The 21,371-nt window shown below is 70.6% G+C and carries 13 protein-coding genes; 4 read left to right on the top strand and 9 right to left on the bottom strand.

The window, feature by feature from the left end; all coding sequences use genetic code 11:
* Position 1: 1 nt before the first annotated feature.
* From ACIG87_RS10470 to ACIG87_RS10455, 4 genes are read left to right on the top strand one after another with little or no spacing between them, the layout of a single operon-like run.
* Positions 2–5,896, top strand: a complete 5,895-nt coding sequence (locus ACIG87_RS10470) for an aminotransferase class III-fold pyridoxal phosphate-dependent enzyme (protein ID WP_396850009.1) — start codon at positions 2–4, stop codon at positions 5,894–5,896.
* On the top strand, positions 5,893–6,927 hold the full coding sequence (locus ACIG87_RS10465) for an isopenicillin N synthase family dioxygenase (RefSeq protein ID WP_396850007.1): 1,035 nt from the start codon (positions 5,893–5,895) through the stop codon (positions 6,925–6,927). The genes ACIG87_RS10470 and ACIG87_RS10465 overlap by 4 nt, the downstream gene beginning before the upstream one ends.
* Positions 6,924–7,931 carry an isopenicillin N synthase family dioxygenase gene (locus ACIG87_RS10460; RefSeq protein ID WP_396850005.1) on the top strand — a complete coding sequence of 336 codons (1,008 nt, stop codon included), beginning with the start codon at positions 6,924–6,926 and terminating at the stop codon, positions 7,929–7,931. Before ACIG87_RS10465 ends, ACIG87_RS10460 begins: the two co-directional genes overlap by 4 nt.
* Positions 7,931–8,800, top strand: a complete 870-nt coding sequence (locus ACIG87_RS10455; RefSeq protein ID WP_396850003.1) for a 3-hydroxyacyl-CoA dehydrogenase family protein — start codon at positions 7,931–7,933, stop codon at positions 8,798–8,800. Before ACIG87_RS10460 ends, ACIG87_RS10455 begins: the two co-directional genes overlap by 1 nt.
* Positions 8,801–8,826: 26 nt before the next feature.
* Here the strand turns inward: ACIG87_RS10455 and ACIG87_RS10450 are convergent, their stop codons facing one another.
* From ACIG87_RS10450 to ACIG87_RS10410, 9 genes are all read right to left on the bottom strand, one after another.
* Positions 8,827–9,735 (bottom strand): hypothetical protein, encoded by a 909-nt coding sequence (locus tag ACIG87_RS10450; protein ID WP_396850001.1) that lies wholly within the window; start codon positions 9,733–9,735, stop codon positions 8,827–8,829.
* A complete protein-coding gene (locus ACIG87_RS10445) occupies positions 9,728–10,753 on the bottom strand; it encodes a tRNA-guanine transglycosylase (RefSeq protein WP_396850000.1) in 1,026 nt (341 codons plus the stop codon). Before ACIG87_RS10445 ends, ACIG87_RS10450 begins: the two co-directional genes overlap by 8 nt.
* 19 nt (positions 10,754–10,772) lie before the next feature.
* Positions 10,773–12,479, bottom strand: a complete 1,707-nt coding sequence (locus ACIG87_RS10440; protein ID WP_396849998.1) for a carbamoyltransferase — start codon at positions 12,477–12,479, stop codon at positions 10,773–10,775.
* A gap of 4 nt (positions 12,480–12,483) precedes the next feature.
* The gene (locus tag ACIG87_RS10435) at positions 12,484–13,614 is read right to left on the bottom strand and encodes an arginine deiminase family protein (protein ID WP_396849996.1); all 1,131 of its coding nucleotides are present in this window, start codon (positions 13,612–13,614) and stop codon (positions 12,484–12,486) included.
* A 5-nt stretch (positions 13,615–13,619) separates the two neighbouring features.
* On the bottom strand, positions 13,620–14,798 hold the full coding sequence (locus tag ACIG87_RS10430; RefSeq protein ID WP_396849994.1) for an acyl-CoA dehydrogenase family protein: 1,179 nt from the start codon (positions 14,796–14,798) through the stop codon (positions 13,620–13,622).
* Positions 14,795–15,940 carry a hypothetical protein gene (locus ACIG87_RS10425; RefSeq protein WP_396849993.1) on the bottom strand — a complete coding sequence of 382 codons (1,146 nt, stop codon included), beginning with the start codon at positions 15,938–15,940 and terminating at the stop codon, positions 14,795–14,797. Before ACIG87_RS10425 ends, ACIG87_RS10430 begins: the two co-directional genes overlap by 4 nt.
* Positions 15,941–16,002: 62 nt before the next feature.
* On the bottom strand, positions 16,003–16,236 hold the full coding sequence (locus tag ACIG87_RS10420; protein ID WP_396849992.1) for an acyl carrier protein: 234 nt from the start codon (positions 16,234–16,236) through the stop codon (positions 16,003–16,005).
* 131 nt (positions 16,237–16,367) lie between these two features.
* Positions 16,368–18,083, bottom strand: a complete 1,716-nt coding sequence (locus ACIG87_RS10415) for a 2-isopropylmalate synthase (protein WP_396849990.1) — start codon at positions 18,081–18,083, stop codon at positions 16,368–16,370.
* Between the two features lie 73 nt (positions 18,084–18,156).
* Positions 18,157–21,234, bottom strand: coding sequence for an AMP-binding protein (locus ACIG87_RS10410; protein ID WP_396850144.1), 3,078 nt, complete (start codon positions 21,232–21,234; stop codon positions 18,157–18,159).
* Positions 21,235–21,371: the final 137 nt, after the last annotated feature.

Here is a 21,371-nt window from a genome sequence, read left to right as displayed (position 1 = left end):
GTTGTCGCCGACGGAAAGTTCCGACGATCTCGACCGGCTGCGCAAGGCGGCCCGGACGATCCGCACCCTGCGCGCGTCCATCGCCGAACTCCAGGGCGCGGCGACCCGGCCCGTCGCCGTCGTGGGCATGGCCTGCCGCTTCCCGGGCGCCGCGACCATCGAGCAGTTCTGGCAGCTGGTACGGGAGGGCGGCAGCGCGATCGGTGACGTGCCCGCCGGGAGGTGGGACACGCCGCCGGTGGACGCGCAGGGGCGGCCGTGGCGGGCCCGGGGCGGCTTCCTGCCGGACCTGGACGGCTTCGATCACCACTTCTTCAACGTCTCGCCCCGCGAGGCCCGCCAGATGGATCCCCAGCAGCGGCTGCTGCTGGAGGTCAGCTGGCACGCGCTGGAGTCGTCCGGCCGGGATCCGAGAACGCTGGCGGGCACCCGTACGGGGGTGTTCGTCGGCATCGCCGAATCGGAGTACGCCCGGCTGGCCGAGCGCCACGGTGCCGACACCGCGGCGATGTACGGCATCACCGGCAACGCGTGCAGTGTCGCGGGTGGGCGGATCTCGTACCATCTCGGGTTCCGGGGCCCCAACCTCTCCATCGACACCGCGTGCTCGTCCTCGCTGAGCGCGGTCCACCTGGCGGTGTCGAGCCTGCGCTCCGGCGAGTCCGATCTCGCGGTGGTCGGTGGCGTCAACGCGCTCCTGCTGCCGGAGACGTTCACCGCCTTCATGGACGGTGGCGCCCTGGCCCCCGACGGGGTGTGCAAGGCGTTCGACGCCTCCGCCGACGGCTACGGCCGCGGTGAGGGATGCGGCGTGCTGGTCCTCCGCCGTCTCGACGAGGCGCTCGCCGACGGCGAGGAGATCCTGGCGGTCATCCGGGGCACCGCGGTGGAGCAGGACGGCCGGACGAACGGCCTGACCGCGCCGAGCGGGCTCGCCCAGCAGTCGGTGATCCGGTCGGCGCTGACGAACGCGGGCGCGACGCCGGACGAGATCGGGTACGTCGAGACGCACGGCACCGGCACCGCCCTGGGGGATCCGGTCGAGGCGGACGCGCTCACCGCCGTGTTCGGCGACCGCTCGCGCCCGTTGCCGGTCGGCGCGCTCAAGGCCACCATCGGGCACCTGGAGGCCGCGGCGGGCATCGCCGGGCTGATCAAGACGATCCTGGTGCTCCGGCACGGGGAGATTCCGCCCGCCACCCACCTTCGCCAGCTCAACCCGCACGTCGACTGGGAGTCCACTCCGGTCACCCTGCCCACCGAGCCCACCGCGCTCGCCGGCGAGCTGGCCGGGGTGAGTTCCTTCGGGTTCAGCGGCACCAACGCCCACGTCGTGGTGGGCCGGGCACCGCAGCGCACGGTGCCGGTGGCCCCGGCCGGCGGGCACCGCGTCCTGACGCTGTCCGCCCGTACACCGGAGGCGTTGCGGGCGCTCGCGGCCGAGGTCGTGCCGGTCCTGGCCGCCGGCCAGACCCCGGAGGCGTTCGCCGACGTCTGCGCCGCCGCCGCGGCGTACGCCGGTGACCAGCACCGGTTGGCCCTCTCCGCGACCAGCGGCGCCGCGGCTGCCGAGCAGCTCGCCGGGCATCTCGGTGGCCGGAAGGCCCGGGTCCGGCAGCGGGAGGCGAAGCGCCGCCCGGTGGTCGCGTTCCTGTTCGGGGGCCAGGGATCGCAGTACCCGGGAATGGGTCGCGGGTTGTACGCCACCAATGCCGTCTTCCGGGACACCGTCGACACCTGCGACCGTTGGCTGAGCGACCATGCCGGCTGGGAGGTTCGGCTGGTCGACCTGCTCCGTGCCGACGAGCCGGACCCCAGGTTGCACGAGACCCGGTACGCGCAGCCCGCCGTCTACGCCGTCGAGTGCGCGCTGGCCCGGGTCTGGGAGTCGTGGGGAGTCCGGCCGTCCGTGGTGCTCGGCCACTCCACCGGCGAGTTCGCCGCGGCGCACGTCGCCGGCGTGTTCGGGCTGGAGGACGGGCTGGCCCTCGTGGCACGCCGCGCACAGCTCATCGACGCGGCGACGGGCGGCCGGGGCCGCACCGCTGCGGTCTTCGCATCCGCCGCCGAGGTCGAGGCGGCGCTGGCCGGCATCGCCGACGTCACCGTGGCCGCCTGGAACGGCCCGCGGGAGACGCTCGTCGCGGGCCCCCGCGACGGGGTCGCCGCCGCGCTGGCCGCCTGCGGTGAGCGGGGCCTACAGCATCGTCCGGTGACCGTGCCGCACGCGCCCCACTCGCCCATGGTCGACGCGGTCACCGACGAGTTCCGGGCCTTCGCCGGGCGGCTGACGTACGCGCCGCCCACCGTCGCGCTGATCTCGAACGTGACGGGCGGCATGGTGGACCGGATCGACGCAGACTACTGGTGCCGGCAGCTACGCGAGCCGGTACGGTTCACCGACAGCGTCCGGTCGCTCACCGAACACGGCTGCGACGTGGCCCTCGACGTCAGCGCGGCACCGGTGCTGACGCTGCTCGGCCGGCAGAACTGGACCGGAGCGCCCATCGTCTGGGCGTCGTCCCTCGCCGAGAACCTCGACGACGGCAAGCAGTTGGCCGCCGCTGCCGTGGAGCTGTACACGATCGGCGTCGATCTCGACCGGCACGGTTTCCATGGACCAGGGAGGGCCCCGGTGAGCATGCCCGGATATCCGTTCCAGCACAGCAGGCACTGGCTGGAGTCGACGCCGGCCCGACCGCAGCCGGACGCCGCCGCGCCACCGCACCCGGTGGCGCAGGCAACGCCCGTGGCGGCATCGGCATCGGCATCGGCATCGGCATCGGCGGACGATCCGGCCCGGTTCGTCGCCGAGCAACTCGCCGAGTACCTGGAGACCGAGGCGGACCTGTTGTCGCCGACCGCCTCGTTCCTCGAGCTGGGGGCCGACTCGCTGGTCATGGCCCGTCTCGTCCAGGACGTGAACGAACGCTACGGCGTACGGCTCAACGTGGGTCAGCTGTTCGAGGGGCTCGACAGCGTCGCCGCACTCGCCGGCGATCTCCGGGCGCACGGTCGTCCGCCGGTGCCGCAGCGGCCCTCGGCACCGGCCGTACCGGTGGGGCCTGCGGTGCCGGCAGCGCCGGCCGGGCAGCCCGGCGAGGACGGCGGGCTGCACGAGCTGATCCAGGCGCAGATCGCGCTGATGAACCGCCAGCTCGACATGCTCGGCAGCGCGTCGGCGCAGGGTCCGCACGCCACCCGGACGCCGCCCCCGGCGGACCGGCGGACGCCCGCGCGGTCCGGGCCGTCCGGGGTGCCGACCGTGGACGGGGTGCCGACCGTGGCGAAGGCCGCCCTGTCCGAGCTCACCGACCAGCAACGCCGCCACCTCGACGAGCTGCTCGGCGCGTTCACCGCCCGGACCGCCGGATCGCTCGACCGGGCCCGGACGCACCGGACGTACCGGGTGGACACCCGGATGCGGACGGTACGGCCGGAGACCCGACGGGCCTGTTACCCGATCGTCGCGGGCAGCGCCTCCGGAGCCCACCTCACCGACATCGACGGCAACGACTACGTCGACCTCGCGATGGGCTTCGGGGTGCTGCTCTGCGGGCACAACCCCGACTTCGTCGCGGAGGCCGTCGCCGAGCAGGCCGCCCGGGGCATCTCGGTCGGTCCGGTCGTCGACGGCACCGACGAGGTCGCCCGGCTGTTCTGCGAGATCACCGGCAAGGAACGGGCCTTCTTCACCGTCAGCGGCACCGACGCGGTACGCGGTGCGTTGCGGGTGGCGGCGGCGGCGACCGGCCGGTCCCGTTTCGTGATGTTCGCCGGCTCGTACCACGGTCAGGACGACCGGGTGCTGGCCCTGCCCGACGTGAGCGGCGACCCGCTCGTCTCGGTACCGATGGCGCCCGGTATCTCGCCGTCGGCCGCCGCGGACGCGCTGATCCTGCCCTACGACAGCGAACGGTCGCTGAGCATCATCGAGGAGCACGCCCACGAGCTGGGCGGGGTGCTCGTCGAGGCCGTGCAGAGCCGGAACCCCGGGGTACGACCCGACGCGTTCCTGCGCCGGCTGCGCGAGATCACCGCGCGGACCGGCATCCCGCTGATCTTCGACGAGGTGATCACCGGGTTCCGGGTCAAGCTCGGTGGCGCGCAGGAGTGGTTCGGGGTCGAGGCCGACCTCGCCGCGTACGGCAAGTGCGTGGGCGGCGGTCACCCGGTGGGCGTGGTCGCCGGCGCCGCCCGGTACCTGGACGCCGTCGACGGCGGTGCCTGGCAGGACGGCCCCGGCCAGGCGGTGCCGGAGACCACGTACATCGGCAGCACCTTCGAGAACCATCCGGCCACCGTCGCGGGAACGTTGGCGATGCTCCGCCACCTCCGTGAGCAGGGAACGGCCCTCCAGGACCGGTTGAACGCCGAGACCGACTACCTGGCCACGACGCTGAACACGATGTTCCGTCGGGAGGGGGCACCGATCCGGGTGATGCACTACGGGTCGCTGTTCCGGTTCACCTGGAAGGGCAACGCCAGTTACGCGTACCAGCCGTTGGCGATGGAGGTGTTCCACTTCCACCTGCTGCTGCGGGGGATCTACCTGTGGGAGGGGCGGACCTGCTTCCTGTCGACCGCGCACACCCGGGCGGACGTGGAGCGGGTCTTCACCGCCGCCACCGAAGCCGTCCTGGCCATGCGGGACGGCGGGTTCGTCACCGGGGAGGTCCCGCCGCGGCTCTCCCCCGCGCAGGAGGCGCTGCTGGCCCGGTCCGTCGCCGCACCGCAGGCCCCCGCCTGGATCGTGGCCGAGGACGTGGAGCTGACCGGTCCGGTCGACCTGGCGGCGCTCCGGCGGGCGGTCGACCACACCGTGGACCGGCACGAGGCGCTGCGCGTCGTGTTCCGCGACGGCCGGCCGGTCCGGGATGCGCGACCGCAGTTGGAGATCGTGGACCTCGCCGCGACGGCGCAGTCCTACGAGCAGTGGTGGCAGGACCGGCTCACCGAACCGTTCGACCTCGCCACCGGGCCGCTGACCCGGTTCTTCCTGGTCCATCGGGGCGGCGCGGAGCAACACCTGGTGTTGTACGCCCACCACGTCGTCTCCGACGGCATCTCGATGACCGTGCTGCTCGACGAGCTGGCGGCCGGGTACGCCGGCACCGGCCCGACCGGGCCGGCGTTGCAGTACACCGACCACCTCGCCCAGCTCGCGCTCCGGGACGTGGCGGGCGGGCGGGCGTACTGGCAGACGAAGCTCGCCGGTCTGCGCCCGTACTCCGCGCCGGCCGCAGCCGAGGACGTGGGCGCCCGGCACTTCGGGGTCATCGACGCCGAGCTGACCGCAGCCGTGCACAAGGCCGCCCGGGAGTTCGGCAGCACGCCGTTCCAGGTGCTGCTCACCGCGCACGCGCTCATGGTGCACCACCAGTTCGGCGAGGACGACATCGTCATCGGGGTGCCCGTGGCGGGTCGCGACTATCCGCGCGGCGTCTCCGTCGTCGGCTACTGCGCCGAGATGCTGCCGATCCACAGCCACCTCGACCGCGACGGCACGCTCCAGGACCACCATCGCGCCCTGCGGCAGTCGGTGCTCGACGGCCTCGCGCACCAACTACCGCTCGCCGACATCGCCGACCTGTTGGGCGACGCCGGGGTCTTCCCGCTGCGTACCGTCTTCAACCTCGACCACGCGGTCGCCCCGCCGCAGTTCCCGGGCCTGTCCGCGCGGTTCCGCCCGGTGCCGGCCCGAGCGGCCCTCGTCGACCTCCGGCTCGACCTCATCGAGTCGGGCGACCACCTGCAGTTGACCGTCGACTACCGCACGAGCGTGCACGACGCCGCTCAGGTGGCCGACTGGACCGATCGTTTCGTCGCGACGGTGCGGGCCGTCGTGGCCGGTCCGAGTACTTCGCTACGACACATCAAGGAGGTGACGTCATGACGATTCCGACCGTGCACATCGGCGCACTGGCCGCCCACGACCCGGAGGCCGTCGCGGCGGTACGGCAGGCGACGCGGCAGATCGGCCTCTTCTACCTCGACCTGCGACCCGAGATCGGGGCGGAGACCTTCGAGGACCTGTTCGTCGAGACGCGCCGGTTCTTCCACGCTCCGGACGAGGTCAAGTCGGCCATCAGCGTCCGGCACTCACCGCACTACCGCGGCTTCGTCGCGCCACGCGAGGAGTCGACCAACGGCACCGAGGATCTGAAGGAGTCGTGGGAGTTCGGGCGGGAGGCGATCCCTCCGGCGGACGCCGAGCCGCAGGACTGGTTCGTCATGTACGGCGGGAACCAGTGGCCCGACCCGACCCACCTGCCCGGTTTCCGGCCGGCGGTGGACCGCTACACCGGGTGGGTGTCGCAGGTCGGCCGGACCGTCGTCCAGGCGCTCGCCCGGTCGATGGGGCAGCACGACGTCCTCGGCAAGCCCGACTCGGCCTTCGGCGAGGACCTGCACTGGTTCTCCCGGCTCATCTACTACCGGGACAGCGACGAGTACCGGGGCGAGGACGTCCGCCTCGGCGAGCACACCGACAGCGGCATGCTCACCGTGAGCATCCAGGACTCCGACGGCCTCGAGGTACGCACCCAGGACGGCGAGTGGCTGCTGGTGTCGCCGCCGCCGGGCGCGTGTGTCGTCTTCACCGGCGAGCTGATGGGTCTGTGGAGCGGTGGCTACTACCCCGCATGCCGGCACCGGGTGCACACCGACAACCTGCGCGGCGACCGGGTCTCGGTGATCACCTTCTTCATCCCGGAACTCGGCAGCGTGTTGCGTCCCATCGACCCGACGCAGGCGGCTGCGGCCGAGGGGACCGACGTGGTGGTCGCCGTCGCGGCGGACAACCCGTGGCTGCGTCCCGGCGAGAAGGGCGACGCCGTCGAGCCGTTCGTGGTCGGTGAGCGGGAGTGGGCCCGCGTGCACGAGATCTTTCCCCGCAGCGCCGACGAGCAGGAGGTGGCGAAGTGAGCAGGCAGCACACGTTCCACGAGGTCCCGGTCATCGACGTGGGCGCCCTGGTCGTCGAGGACCCCGACCCGGCGGCCCTCGACGAGACCGTGCGGCGCATCGGCGACGCCTGTCGTGACGTCGGGTTCCTGTACGTGCGGAACCACGGTCTCCCCGACGGTCTGTCCGAGCGGATGATGGCGCAGACGCGGGCCTTCTTCGACCTGCCGCTCGAGGAGAAGATGAAGCTCCGGCTCGGGCAGACCAGCCAGTTCCGCGGTTACATCCCGATGCTCGCCGAGGTGACGGCGACGAAGCGGGACTACCACGAGTGCCTCGACCTCCAGCCGCTGTCCGGCAGGGACGCCGAGACCATCGCGGCGGCGAAGAACGCCCGCGCCGGCCGGCACCCGCTCGACGATCCGGACCAGTGGCCGGCGGCGCTGCCCGAGTTCCGGCCGGTGATGATGGAGGCGTGGACCTCGCTCACCCGGCTCGGCGAGCAGCTCGCCACCGGGATGGCGCTCAGCCTGGGCCTCGACGCCGGGTTCTTCCAGAAGTACGCCGGCGACGAGCTGTGCGACCTGCGGCTGTCGCACTATCCGCCGTTCCAGCCGGACCGCAGCCTCGACGACGTCGAGTTCGGCATGGGCGCGCACGTCGACTACGGGTTCCTGGCGATCGTCCAGCAGGACGGGGTGGACGGCCTGGAGGTCCGCAACCCGGAGGGCGAGTGGGTCAACGCGCCGCACATCCCCGGCACGCTCCTGGTCAACATCGGCCTGATGATGCAGCGCTGGACGAACGACCGCTACACCGCCACCTGGCACCGGGTGCGGTTCCCGGGCGGGCGGCACCGCTACTCGATGCCGTTCTTCTTCGAACCCGCCTTCGACGCGGTCATCGAACCGGTGCCGGAGTGCTGCGGCGAGGACGATCCGCCGCGCTACGAGCCCGTCCAGTTCGGCACCTGGGTGGTCGAGCAGTTCTCCACCGCGTACGACAACAAGGAAGACCAAGGGTGATGAGCGACTCAGCAGCAGCGACGCGGCGGCGTATCGGCGTCGTGGGGGCGGGAGCGATCGGCACGAGCGTCGGGGCCGACTTCCTTCTGCACGATTTCGACGTCGTCTTCGTGGACCGCGACGAGCAGACCCTGGCTGCGGCGGCGGTGAAGGTGGCCGAGGGGGTCCGGTTCGCGCCGCTGTTCCGGCCGGGCCTCGGCCGGCTCACCCGTGCCGAGCTGGCCGAACGGGCGCGGTACAGCGTCGACCTCGGCGACCTCGCCGGCTGCGAGTTCGTGGTGGAGAACGTCACCGAGGACTGGGCGGTCAAGCGGGACCTCTACGCCCGGCTCGACGCGGCGCTGCCGCCGCACGTCGGCATCGGCGTCAACACGTCGAGCATCTCGATCCAGCGGCTGGCGGCCGAGACGAGCCGGCCGGAGTGGATCATCGGCATCCACTTCATGAATCCCGCGTACGCCACCGAGGCGGTCGAGGTGATGCGGGGTAAGAACACCTCGGACAGTTGCCTGGCGTACGTCGAGGAGCTGGTGCGGTCCCTCGGCAAGCAGGCGATCGTGGTGGGCGACTTCCCGGGCTTCGTCAGCAACCGCATCTCGCACGTCTTCTTCAACGAGGCGGCTCGCCTGGTGCAGGAGGAAGGTGTCGAGCCGACCGTCGTGGACCAGGTGTTCAAGCGCTGTTTCGGCCACACCATGGGTCCGCTCGAGACCGCGGACCTGATCGGCCTGGACACCGTCGTGCTCACCCTGCGACACCTGCGGGAGAGCACCCAGGAGCACCGGTACGAGCCCTGCCGGCTCCTGCAGCAGAAGGTCGCCGACGGTGCGGTGGGCCGCAAGGCGGGCCAGGGGTTCTACCGCTACTGATCCTGCTGCCGGCTGGGCGCGGCGGGTCAGCCGCGCTCAGCCAGCAGGAAGAACTCGTCGTCCGTGACGTGCTCGTCGACGACGCGGAGCCCGTGGTCGGCACAGAACCGCTGGACCACGCGGCGTTCCCGCGCCTCGATGTTCTGCCGCTTGGCCATCGCCACCCGTGATCCGCTGATCAGGATCCGGGCCGCGGGTGCCGCGGCGAGCACCGGAGCAAGTTGCGGTTCCTGACGGAGAACGACCGGAACCACCTTGAGCAGCCACGCCACGTCGCACGTCGCCGGCAGACCCAGGCGGTGCAGCGCCTCCCATCCGTCGGCCACGTTCCACTGCGCCGGCCGGACGAGTCCCGCAGGCAGCCTGGCCGCGTACGCCTCCACCGCGGCCACCGCTCTGGCGTCCTTGTCGGGGGCCCAGTACTGCGTGATGCCCTGCCCGTGGAGCCAGTCGGCACCGAGCAGGGTGGGCAGCACGCCGGCGCCGGCGTCGACGACGACCCGGCTCCCGGGCGGGTTCGCCGCCTCGAGCACCCGGAGGAACTCGGCGCGGTGGCCGAGCCGCTCCGCCGTGCTGACGTGGGCTGCGGCGATCGCCGTCGCGGCCTCCTCGACCTGCTGGGCCGACGCGTCGCCGGGCAGCTCCACCAGGTTCCGTAGCGCGGTGTCGAAGGCAGCCGGCTCCGACCGGTAGGCGCGCAACCGGTTGTAGATCGTCTTCTTGGTGAGCGTGGCCGCGTCCTTGTACACCCGGGTGCGCTGCGCCTCCTTCGCCGAGCCGGCGGAGGCCACCACGGCCAGCAGCTTCGGGTTGCGCCGCCACTCGTCGAGGATGACCTCGACCGCCCGCGCCTCGTCGATCCGGTAGCGCCGGACCACGTCCCCGGCGAGTTCCACCGCGAGCTCCGCCAGGATCTGTTCGCCCTGCTCAGGCAAGACCGACCTCCTGCCACGAACGGTGCAGGGCACTGGTCGGGAACCACTCGTCGTGCAGCTTGAGCACGTCGTCGAGGTGTCCGGGCAGGGTGCCGGCGCCGAGGTGCGAGCGGATCACCTGGATGGTGACCAGGATGGTCCACAGGTTGTGGATGATCAGTTGCTCGGTGTCGGGCATCGTCCGTGGCGGCTCGCCCTGACAGACGGGACAGGTGCAGACGAACTCGCCCGCCGCGAGCTTGTCCAGATCCTGGAGCGCGCCGTACGGGGTCATGTACCACCCGGCCTGGGCGTAGTGCCCGTACGAGGCGGAGTCGAAGACGTTCACGCCGGAGGCGACCAGGAAGGGCATCTCCACCGGGTCGCCGGCACCGTAGACGTGCATCGGGACGTCGGGGCCGATGATCTCGCGCGCCTCCGCCGCCGTCCTGCCGACGAAGCGCAGGTCGTGGTTGCGGTTGAAGAAGGGCACGAGTGAGCCCAGCGCCAGATAGCGCACGCCCAGGTCCCGCAGGAACTCGACGCTGCGTTTGCGGAGGTCGGCGTAGCGGCCCCCCTGCTGGACCCCGACCAGGATGCCCCGCTCGACGAGGCCCATCGCCTTGACGATGCGCTTCTCCGTCGAGACGAGCTTCGCCTCGGCGACGGCCTTCTTGTCACCGGGCGGGGTGATGAGGTCCAGCGGGGCGATGACGTCGCTGCCGATGCGGTCCTGGAAACGGACAATATCGGCGTTGTTGAGGTAGAGCTGCCTGGTCAGGCCCTGGAACGCCCCGGAGTCGGTGGTGACCAGCCCGTCGAAGCCCAGGTAGTCGTGCAGCCCGGGACCTTCGACGAGCTGTTGCCGAAGTTCGCGTTGCTTGTAGAGGAAGTACGAGTTGACGATGCAGCCTTCGATCTCCGGACCTTCCACCCATGCGGACCGCAGAGCCTGCATTCGGTGCGGTTGATAGACCGGGAGAAAGATGGGCAACTCGAACATCCGCCCGTTGTTGATCACAAGCTCACGCGAGAACATCAAGTCACCTTCGTTGGCATCACACCTTAGCGACCAGAAAGCTACCAGCAGCCAGGTAGTCGATCTGAGTCTTCTCGAACGTGGCAATGGCGTCCGCGGGCGTGCAGATGATGGGCTCCTGGTCGTTGAACGACGTGTTGAGCACCATCGGCACCCCGGTGATCTTCTTGAATTCGGAGATCATCCGGTGGAACCGGGGATTGGTGGCGGCGCTCACCGCCTGCAGGCGACACGTGTCGTCGACGTGCAGAATTGCCCCCATCTGCGACTTCTTGTCCTCCTTGGCCCGGTAGGTCACCAGCATCATGTCGGCCGCGAGGGTGTCCCCGGGGACCTCCATCCAGTCGGCGACGTCCTCCGCGAGCACGCTCGGCGCCAGCGGCCGGAAGTACTCGCGGTGCTTCACCTTCTGGTTGAGGATCTCGCGCATCGCGCGATCCCGTGGGTCGGCCACGATGCTGCGGCAGCCCAGCGCGCGCGGCCCCAACTCCATCCGGCCCTGGAAGTATCCGACGACCTTGCCCTCGGAGATGAGCCGCGCGACCGTGGCGTCGATGTCGTCCGGGATCGTGTACGACAGCTCACGCCGGTCCAGCTCCGCCCGGATTTCGTCGTCACCGAACTCCGGCCCCCAGTACGCGTGCGTCATCGGCTCGGTACGGGGCTTGTCCAGCTCGCCGTTCCACACGTACAGCGCCGAACCCACCGCCAGACCGGCGTCGTTGGCCGCCGGCTGCACGTAGAGACTCTCGAATCCGGACTCGGCGAGCAGCAGCGTATTGGTCACGCAGTTGAGCGCCACCCCGCCGGCCAGGCAGAGGTTCGCCGAGCCGGTACGCCGCCGCAGGTGGGCGGCGAGGTGCAGCATGATCTCGTTGGTCTTGTCCTGCAGTGCCGCCGCGATGTGCTCGTGCACCGGCTCCAGGTCGTCGCCCGGCCGCCGTGGGGAGATCCCGAACAGCTCGACGAGACGGTCGTGGTAGGCGCTCGGCGGGTAGTACATGATCTCGGCGAAGCGCAGGGCCTCGCTGTCCATCTCGAACCCGCCGTCCGGCGTCGGCCAGGCCAGTTGGTCGAAGGCATCCTTGAACACGGCAGGGTCACCGTACGCGGCCAGCCCCATCACCTTCGCGGCGTCGTACACCCCGAAGCCGAGCAGGACCGAGATGGTCTCCCACAGGTAGCCGAGGGAGGCCGGGTACCGCACGTCGAGCAGCGACTCCAGGGACCGGTCCCGCCCGTGGTAGAGCCGGGTCGACCAGGCGTCGTCACCCAACGCGTCCACGACCAGGACGGCCGCCTCCTCGTACGGCGAGGCGAGGAACGTCGACGCGGCGTGCGCGGTGTGGTGCGGCACCCAGCGGAAGTCACCGCGGAACCCGTGCCCGGCCAGGACCTGCGGGATCTTCGGAACGTTCTCCAGGAACCGCACCCGGTCCTCGGCGTCGTTCCACGCGGAGGGCAGTCCCTCCTCGTGGACGCGCCGCATCTCGTCGAGGTCGGCCGCGCAGGTCGTCATGTCGACGTCGGCGAGCGTGATGCCGGCGTGGCCGAGGACGTAGGCGATCGAGTGCATCGGCAACTCGTGCGGGTTATCCGATCGGGCCTGTTTGCCGTGTTTGACCCGGTTGAAGCGCTCTTCCTCGGCGGTGGCCAGCAGCACGCCGTCCTTCAGCAGTGCCGCAGACGACTCGTGGTAGACGCTGTTGACGCCGAGAATGTACACGGTCTCACCCCTTCACGTTCGGGAAGTAGTCCTCGGCCACGCCGCTGCGCCGCACGTCCCAGGTCGCACAGTGCAGCGAGCCGCCGTACTCGTAGACCTTGCGGAACGGCACCCTGACCACCTCGAAGCCGCGTTCCTCGAGCAGGTCGTGCATGGGCTTTTCCTGCTCCTCGCACACCACCACGTCCGGCGCGATGCTCAGGACGTTCATCGACAGCCACTTCGACGACTGGCAGTACAGCGGCATCTCGTGGTTGTCGGTGCTCGGCGTGGGCGCGTCCACCAACTCCCAGCCGTTGTCGAGGAACAGCCGCTCCTCGCCCTCACGCAGCGGACGGTCCGGGTTGGTCAGGATCAGTCCGGGCCGCAGCGGCACGAACGTGCAGTCGATGTGGGACGGGAAGAAGTCCAGCGGGAAGTGGACGGTGTGCACCCGCAGGCCCTTGGGCTCCAGGTGCCGACGAAGCCAGTTGATGCCCTGCCGGTTCGTCGTCATCGACTCCTGGACGATCACGTCCCGGCCGAACCGGCTCATGTCCGCGGCGTCGAAGATGACCTCGTCCTGGGTCACACAGAACTCGAAGTTGTGCATCTCGGCGTGGCGCTTCTCGAGCGGCCAGTCCCAGAACTCCTGCCGGTACATGTCGTCGGCCATCGACGGCTTCGGAGCCGTCGTCCACACCATGTTCGGGTCGTTGTTCCAGTAGTGGTAGATGAGCGGCCGGTACGGCAGGTACTCGAAGAAGCGTGCCCGGCGGGACATCGTGGCCTCGATGATCTCGTTGCCGATGGTGATGAGCACGTCCCGGGGGCAGACCCCGCAGTACTGGTTCGACACCTCGAAGGTCGGCGCCTTCACGGAGGTCGTGTAGTCGTACGCCTCGGGGCGACGGACCGTGACGCCGTACCCCTTGAGCACCTCGGCCAGGTTGTCGAGCTCCTCGTTCGCACCCTTGACCATGTCGTCGGGTTTCGGCCCGGTGGGGAAGGGACCACCCGAACCGTCGCGCAGCTGGGGGCGGGAACCGGGCTCCACCGGCTCGAAGGCGGCCCCGTCGGCGCGACCGACGATGATCTCCTCCAACGGATCCCACTCGTTCCAGGCGTTCACCAGCGACGGACTTGCTGTGGTCATGACTGTCACCTTCCGTTGTCCGAGGGCGCCAGGGCTTCCGATCGGCGCTGGGCGGCCCGCCAGGACGTCAGTGTCAGCTGGCTGATCTGTGTCTCCTGGATCTGCGAGGTGCCCTCGATGACGCACTGGATCTTGGCGTCCCGGAGGTGCCGCTCGACGCTGCTCTGCGCCGAGCACCCATAGGCACCGTGCACCTGCACCGCGTCCGAGGCCACCGCGAAGGCGTTCTCCGACGCGACGTACTTGGCGATCAGGGTCCGGCGGACAGCGTCCCGGTCACCCGAGTCCCGCGCCCGGGTCGCCGCCTCGCACTGCATGCGCGCGGCGTCGACGGCGCACACCATCCGGGTGACCATGCGAGCTACCAGCTGGTGGTCCCCGATGGGCGTCCCGAACTGCTCACGCGTGACCGCCCGGTCGAGGGAGGCGTCGAGGCACGCTGCGGCCAGCCCGACGCTGCCCCAGGCCGTGCTGAACCGACCGTGGTCCAGCGCGGCGGTCGCCACCGCGTCGAAGGCCAGCGCGCCCTGCGCGACGACGTGCTCGGCCGGGACCTCGCAGTCGTCGAAGCGGACGGCCGCGAGGTGCGAGGCGCGCAGGCCGAGCAGGTCGCCCTGCGGCGTGACGTGGACCCCGGGGGTGTCGCGTTCGACGACGATCGCCGCCACGTGCCCGTCCAGCCGGGCGAAGACCAGGAACACGCCGGCACGGGCCGCGAAGCTGATCCACGACTTCTCACCGTTGAGCACGACGGACCCGCCCCGACGTTCGGCGACCGTCGCCGCCGCGCGGGCATCGCTGCCGGAGTGCGGCTCGGTGAGGGCGAACGACCCGTACACGTCACCGGCGGCCAGCCGCGGCACCCAGCGGTCCCGCAGCGGCGGCTTCGCCCACCGGTGCAGGGCGTGCGCCACCATGCCCTGCACACCGATCAGATTGCGGACGGAGCCGCACGCGCGACCCGCCTGCTCGTTGAAGCGTCCGAGAAGGTCCATGTCGAAGCCTCGACCGCCGGCCTGCTCCGGCAGCGACGGCACGAGAAGCCCCTGGGCCCCGAGCAGCCCGGCGATCTTCTCGTCCATCTCCTGCGCGCGGTCCCACGCGCCGGCGTTCGGCGTCACCGCCCGGTCCAGGAACTCCTTGCTCTGCCGCAGGACGTCGGTTTCCTGCCTGTCGCCACTCACTCCGAAACCCCCGCCCGGACCGCCTCAGGCCAGTTCTTCTGATCCGTCCCGTGCTGCGTGACGAACGCGTACGCCAGTCGTTCGAGGCCGAAGCCGACGCAGCCGGTGTGACTGGGCCCGGTGGCGTGCGAGATGTCGAACACCTCGCCGAAGTGGCGGCCGTGCAGGTTGAACGACCCCACCGCGATGCTGCGCCCCTCGGCGACGTCGACGACCATCTCGTACTTGAGCTCCATGAGCCGCTGCGAGAGCACGCTGTCCTTGGAGGCGTCGCCGAAGAAGTGGTCGTTGGCGACCTCGCAGCGGGCGGCGAGCCCCAACTGGTCGACCAACGCGAACGCCGCCTCGAGGAACCGCCGGCGGGCACCGACGACGTACTCCTCGGGGCCGAGGAACACGGTCTCCCGGATGGTGAAGTCCCAGAGCCGGTCCAGACCCGACTCGTAGCGTGACTCGAACCGGAAGCTCTTGCCCCGGGAGGTCACCACCCGCTGGTCCACCGAGGTGCCGGAGAGCTGGTTGAAGGTGTGGTAACACATCGTCGGCGGCAGGCAGTACCGGTCGTCCCGGCACAGGCTGAAGATCTCCGGCGTGATGCGACGCCCGGCGTCACGGTAGCGGCGCAGGAACGTCTCGTAGTTGTCCGCGTCGTTGTGCAGACGCGAGACGAACATGACGAAGTGCGGGAACGACTCGAAGTAGCTCTGCCGTTCGAGCACCTCCAGCGGCAACAGCGTCGGATACCGGTACTCGGTGCTGGCCGGCATGCTCATGGCGATGGCCCGTACCTGCCGGTCCAGGTAGTCGACGAGTCTGATCATCAGGTCGCCGAAGGTCATCGTGCCGGGGCCCGGCGCGTGGACGAGACCGGCACGCTCCATCTCCGGCAGGGGGTCCGGCCACTGCTCGCTGGGGCGCGCGGAGGTCCACAGCACCTTGGGCTGCCAGGCGCGCTGGACCCGCACCTCCCGCTCCACCACTCGGTTGATCTTGCTGGTGAGGTCCTCGACGGTGTCCGCCGGCTCCGGCACGAGCGTCAGCTCCAGAGCCTCGACGCCCTCGTCACCGCGGACGAACGCGAAGTCACGGACGTCCGGGCTGATGAAGTGGATCCGCTTGCCCAACTCCGCCTCGAGCCGCACCGGAAGCGGCCGGGACAGGGGAACGCGAACCCTCTGGTCCGCTGTGGCCGGCTGCGTCACGGTCACGAGCCGGTCAGGCGTAGCACAAGGGCGTCGATGTCCTTCACGGACCGGAAGTTCTCGAAGACGAGATCCTGCCCGTCGATCTGGAGGTCGAAGGTCTCCTCGAGGAACGCCACGAGCTGGACGACGAACATCGAGTTCACCAGTCCCCGGGCGAAGATGTCGTCTTCGTCGGCCACCGGCTCGGCGATGTGCTCGGCCAGGAACTGGCGAATCTGGGCTGTGCGATCCACGCATCTCTCCCGATGTGGAATCCGGCGGCCGTCCGCAGGCACGCCTGCGGCTGCGGGTGCGCCTCTGGACAGTTCGTACCCGCGGCGGAGCGCGGGGGGCGGTTTCACCGTCGACGGGTCCGGTCCGGGGCTCAGCTCCGGCCCGTGTGCTGCCGCAGCGCTGCGACGACCACGTCGGCACCACTCACCACTGCGTCGCTCTCCCGTCGCAGCGATCTGTGTGCGGCGAGGACGGCCAGGAAGGTCGACTGTACGGAGTCCTCTCCGACGGCACTGCCCCATCCGGTACGGTCGCCGACCGAGACCTCGGCGAAGCACGCCTGCGCGGTACGGCCCGCCACGTCGGCTACCTGACGCACGGTCCGCCGGAGCAGGCAGGAGGATCCGGTGGCCTGCGTGATCAGCTCGATCGCGCCGGCCGCCGGGTCGGTGTGCGACACCCGGGCGGTGACCAGGTCGCCGTCGAGGCGCAGCCGGGCCTCGTAGGCCCCGTCGTCTCCGGCGACCCACTCCTCGACGCGGTTGTCCGGCTCGTCGAAGAAGTACAGCTCCCGGAAGGCCGCCCAGAGGACCGGCGGAGGGATCTCACCGTGCGCCTCGGCGACCTCCTGCACAGCCGCGGAGAACTCGCGCTGCAGGTCGGCCGGGGGGAACAGCCCGCTGACCGAACGGAGCACGTGCGCGATCCCGGACTTGCCCGACTGGCTGTTGACCCGGATGAGGCGGTCGTACGGCCGGCCGAGGTCAGCCGGGTCGACCGGGACGTACGGGACCTGCCACCGCTTGACCTGCCCCGGCTCGGCCGGTGCCAACTGGGCGTCGAGGCCCTTGCGGATCGCGTCCTGGTGGGTGCCGGAGAACGCGGTGAAGACGAGGTCGCCGCCGTACGGGTGCCGCGGGTGCACCGGAAGGCTGGTGCACTCCTCGACGATGCGCCGCGCGTGGTCCAGATTCGAGAAGTCGATCATCGGATCGATGCCTCGGGAGAAGAGGTTGAGCGCCAGGGTGACCAGGCAGACGTTGCCGGTCCGCTCCCCGTTGCCGAAGAGGCAGCCCTCCACCCGCTGGGCACCGGCGAGGACGGCCAGCTCCGCGGCGGCGACGCCGGTGCCCCGGTCGTTGTGCGGATGGACGGAGAGGATCACCCCGTCCCGCCGCGCGATGGCGCGGTGCATGTACTCGATCTGGTCGGCGAAGTGGTTCGGCCCGGCCGTCTCCACCGTCGCCGGCAGGTTCAGCACGACCGGCCGGTCCGGCGACGCCTCCCAGATGTCGGTCACGAGGTCACACGCCTCGACCGCGAAGTCGATCTCGGTGGAGGTGAACGCCTCGGGCGAGAACTGGAAGCGGTGCCGACCCGCCGAACGCTTCTGCACCTGGTGCGCCGACGTGGCGATCAGGTCGAGCAGTTCCTCGCGGTTCCGGCGCAGCACGATGTCGCGCCACAGCGGCGCCGTCGGCACGCAGAGGTGGACGACAGCCGACGGGATGCCCTCCAGCGAGTCGATCGTCCGGTCGATCGCGTCCTCACGGGCGGGCGTGAACACCACGATCGTGACGTCGTCCGGGACTTGCTCACGCTCCGCCAGCACGCGGACGAACCGGAAGTCGAGCTCGCTCGCCGCCGGGTAACCGACCTCGATCTCCTTGTACCCCATCTGCACCATCAGGTGGAACATCCGGAGCTTGCGTTCCGGCGTCATGGGCTCGGCGAGTGCCTGGTTGCCGTCGCGCAGATCGACCGGCACCCACAGCGGCGCCACGCTGATCTCGCGGTCCGGCCAGGCACGCCCGACCCCCAGCCGCACCCCGGGATCGCCGTCGGTCCGGTACTTCTGATACGGCATGCCGCTGGGCTGCTGCGTCTGCCAGAACGGCTTCCCAGCCTCGTGCCCGCCGTGGCCCCCCGCGCTCGCTAGGTCACCGGTCCCCATCGCCTGCTCCCATCGTCGAAGCCTGCTCGGCAATGCTCGGATAGCGGAAGAAGTCGGCAAGCGACAGTGGGTAGCCGGAGGCCGAGAGCTGGCCGACGATCTTCAACGCGGCCAGCGAGTCGCCGCCCAACTCGAAGAAGTCGGCATCCGCCGGCAGGTTGGCCAACCCGAGGGCACTCTCCCAGGCCTGCGTGACCGCGGCGAGTGCCGCGTCCGCCGGCTTCGCCGGTGCCGGAACCGGAGCATCGTCCGCGCGCCGTCGTTCACGCGCCGGCACGCTGAGGCGATCGGGCGTGACGTCGGCCTCGTGCGCGAGCTGCGCCAGGAAGGCCGCGACCATCCCCCGGACATCCGCCGCGTCGACGCAGCTCCGGCCGAACTGCGCGAACACGTTCACCTCGTCGCCGCTGAGAGGATCGGCGAAGACGCTCAACGGGTACGGGCACGCGTCGAGTCGCGGCTGCATCCGGGTGGCCCGGTCACCGATGCCCAGCCGCAACGGGAGTTCCAGGCTGAAGGTGCTGTTCACGATGTCCAGCGCGAGCGCCGACGCGCTGCGTCCCGCACGGGCGATCACGCTGAACGGCGCGCTGTGCTCGTCGGTCACCGCCAACTCGGTCTCGACCGCGGCCAGGACGTCGGCGAAGTCCAGGTCACGCAGCGGCACGGTCACCGGCAGCGTGTTGACGTACATGCCGACCGACGAGGCGTCGCTGCTGGACCGCCCGTGCGCGGGAACGCCGACGGTCAGCGCGTCCTGACCGGTCCAGCGGCCGGCCGCGATCATCCAGGCCGCAAGCATGAGGCGGAACGGCGTGGTGTGAGCGCGGGCCGCCGCCACGCGGAGCCGTTCACCGAGCCGGCCGGTGCTACGGACCTCGATGGCGCTGCCGTCGGACAGCTCGGGATCGAATTCGCGGCGCAACTCCAGCGGCTGGTACGTGTCGCGCCGGCTCTCCCAGAACGCCACGACAGCGGGCGGGGTGTCGACACCGGCCGCGTGCTCACCGGCCCGCACCGGCGTACGGGGCAGGGCCCGGCCGTGGTAGCTCTCGGTGATCTTCTCCAGGAGGCCCTGGATGGACACACCGTCGGCGACCGTGTGGTGCAGGACGAGCTGCATGACGGCGGTGTCCGTCTGCGCCACCGGGATCAACGCCACCCGCATCAGTGGCCCGGTACGCAGATCGAACGGCTCGTTGTACTGCTCGTCCGCGGTGCGCACCGCCGCCGCCAGGTTGGCCGCAGGGTCGAAGACCTGCACCAGCTCGCCGCCCGCGTGCCGGGCCTTCGCCTCGGCGACCAGCTCCAGCACGCCGTCCCGGCCTTCCCGGAACGATCCGACGACCGAGGGGTGCGCCCGTACCACGGATTCGACTGCCATCCGCAGACGCGACTCGTCGATGCCACCGTCGACCACGAAGGCGGCGGTGACGTTGTACCGGGGCGACCTCGGCGCGACGTGCCAGAGGAACCACAGGCTGCGCTGCTCCTGGTTGACGGGGAAGACGTAGGCGTGGTCGTCGGTGTCGGTCCCGCCGTCAGCCGCCTCGTCGAACGTCGCCACCGTCTCCCGCAGGGCGGCCTCGTGCTCGGCGCGGAGCGCACGCATGTCGGTCTTGCCGTTGTGCGTCAGCGGCATACGCTCGCTGAACAGCACCGAGGCGGGAACCGCGGCACGCGGCAACCGCGCCGCGACCCAGTCCTTGATCTCCCGCGCCGTGATCTCGGCGCCGGTCACCACGGTGGCCGCGACCCGCAGACTGCCCGACCTGGGGTGGGTGACGGTCAGCGCCACGGCGCGGTCCACACTGGGGTGTGCCGTGAGCGCAGCCTCGATCTCGCCGATCTCGAGCCGGACGCCGCCGACCTTGATCTGGCCGTCGTTGCGACCGTGGAACTGCAACGTGCCGTCCGGGTTCTCGGTGACCTGGTCGCCGGTGCAGTAGTACCGTCGGGTGACGCCGTCCGGCCCGGCGAGCATCCGGAACTTGTCGGCGGTCAGCTGTTCGTCGTTGAGGTACCCCCGGGTCACCTGCGGCCCGCCGATGCACAACTGGCCACGGGTGCCCGGAGGCACCGGCCGCAGTTCGTCGTCGACGACGGCGATGAACAGACCGGGCACCCCGGTGCCGATGTCGGGGTAGGTGTCGGCATTCGTGTCGTCGGCGGGCTGCACCACGCCGCCGGTCGAGATCACCGTGCACTCGGTCGGCCCGTACAGGTTGACCAGCGGGAAGGGCAGTGTCGACGGAGGCCGCTTACGCAGCCGGTCCCCACCGGCGTAGAGCTCGCGCAGGGTGGTCGGCTGCGCGGTCCAGTCCAGTGCGACGAGTTCCTCGGCCAGCTGCGGCGACACGAACGAGTGCGTCACGTCGTGCCTGGCCCACGCCGTCCGCAGCGCCTGCGGGTCGAGCCGGAGCTCGTCGTCGACGATGTGCAACGAGGCGTCCGCGGCGAACGCCACGAAGTGCTCCCAGATGGAGACGTCGAAGCCGGGCGAGACGGTCACCGAGATCCGCGCGCCGTTGCCGAAGTCGTGGTCGTCGAGGCTCCAGCGCAGCAGATGTTCGAGGTTCGCCGCCGTGCAGACGACACCCTTCGGCACGCCCGTCGTACCGGATGTGAAGATCATGTAGAGGGCGCGGTCGTCGGGAGCGGCGACGTCCAGCGCGGGCTGGGCGGCCTCGACGTCCGCCTCGGTCACGGCCGACCAGGCGTCCGGCGCAAGGACCGTGCAGTCGACGGCGAAGGCGTCCGCCACGGTCGGCGCGGCGATCGCGAAGGCCGGCCGCAACTGGCGCAGGATGTCGCGCCGGCGGAGCTCGGGAAGGGTCGGGTCGATCGGCGCGATCACACCGCCGGCCATCGCGATCGCGAGATAGGCGATGGCCAGGTCGGCCGAGCGGGGCAGACAGACGGCCACCGGAGACTCGGCGGACGGATTCAGGCCCCGCACCAGCAATGTGCTGGCCAGTGCTCTGGCCCGCCGACGGGCCTCCCTCATGTCAAGATGGATCGATCCACTGGCAATGTCGGCTTTGGTCCCCGGATGGCCCCACACGGCACCATCCACGAGAGGCGTTCCCCCGTACCTCAAAGTGAAGACTCCCCCAATCCACCCCCCAAGGGGTTGAGAGGCACTCACAAGCTACTGCGGAACCACGACGGCGGCATGATGACCAGCTAGGCGTAGATGAA

The sequence above is a fragment of the Micromonospora sp. NPDC051925 genome (assembly GCF_044548625.1).
Classification (GTDB): domain Bacteria; phylum Actinomycetota; class Actinomycetes; order Mycobacteriales; family Micromonosporaceae; genus Micromonospora.
The sequence above is the reverse complement of the archived record's forward strand: the minus strand, read 5'-3'. Positions and strand labels throughout refer to the sequence as shown.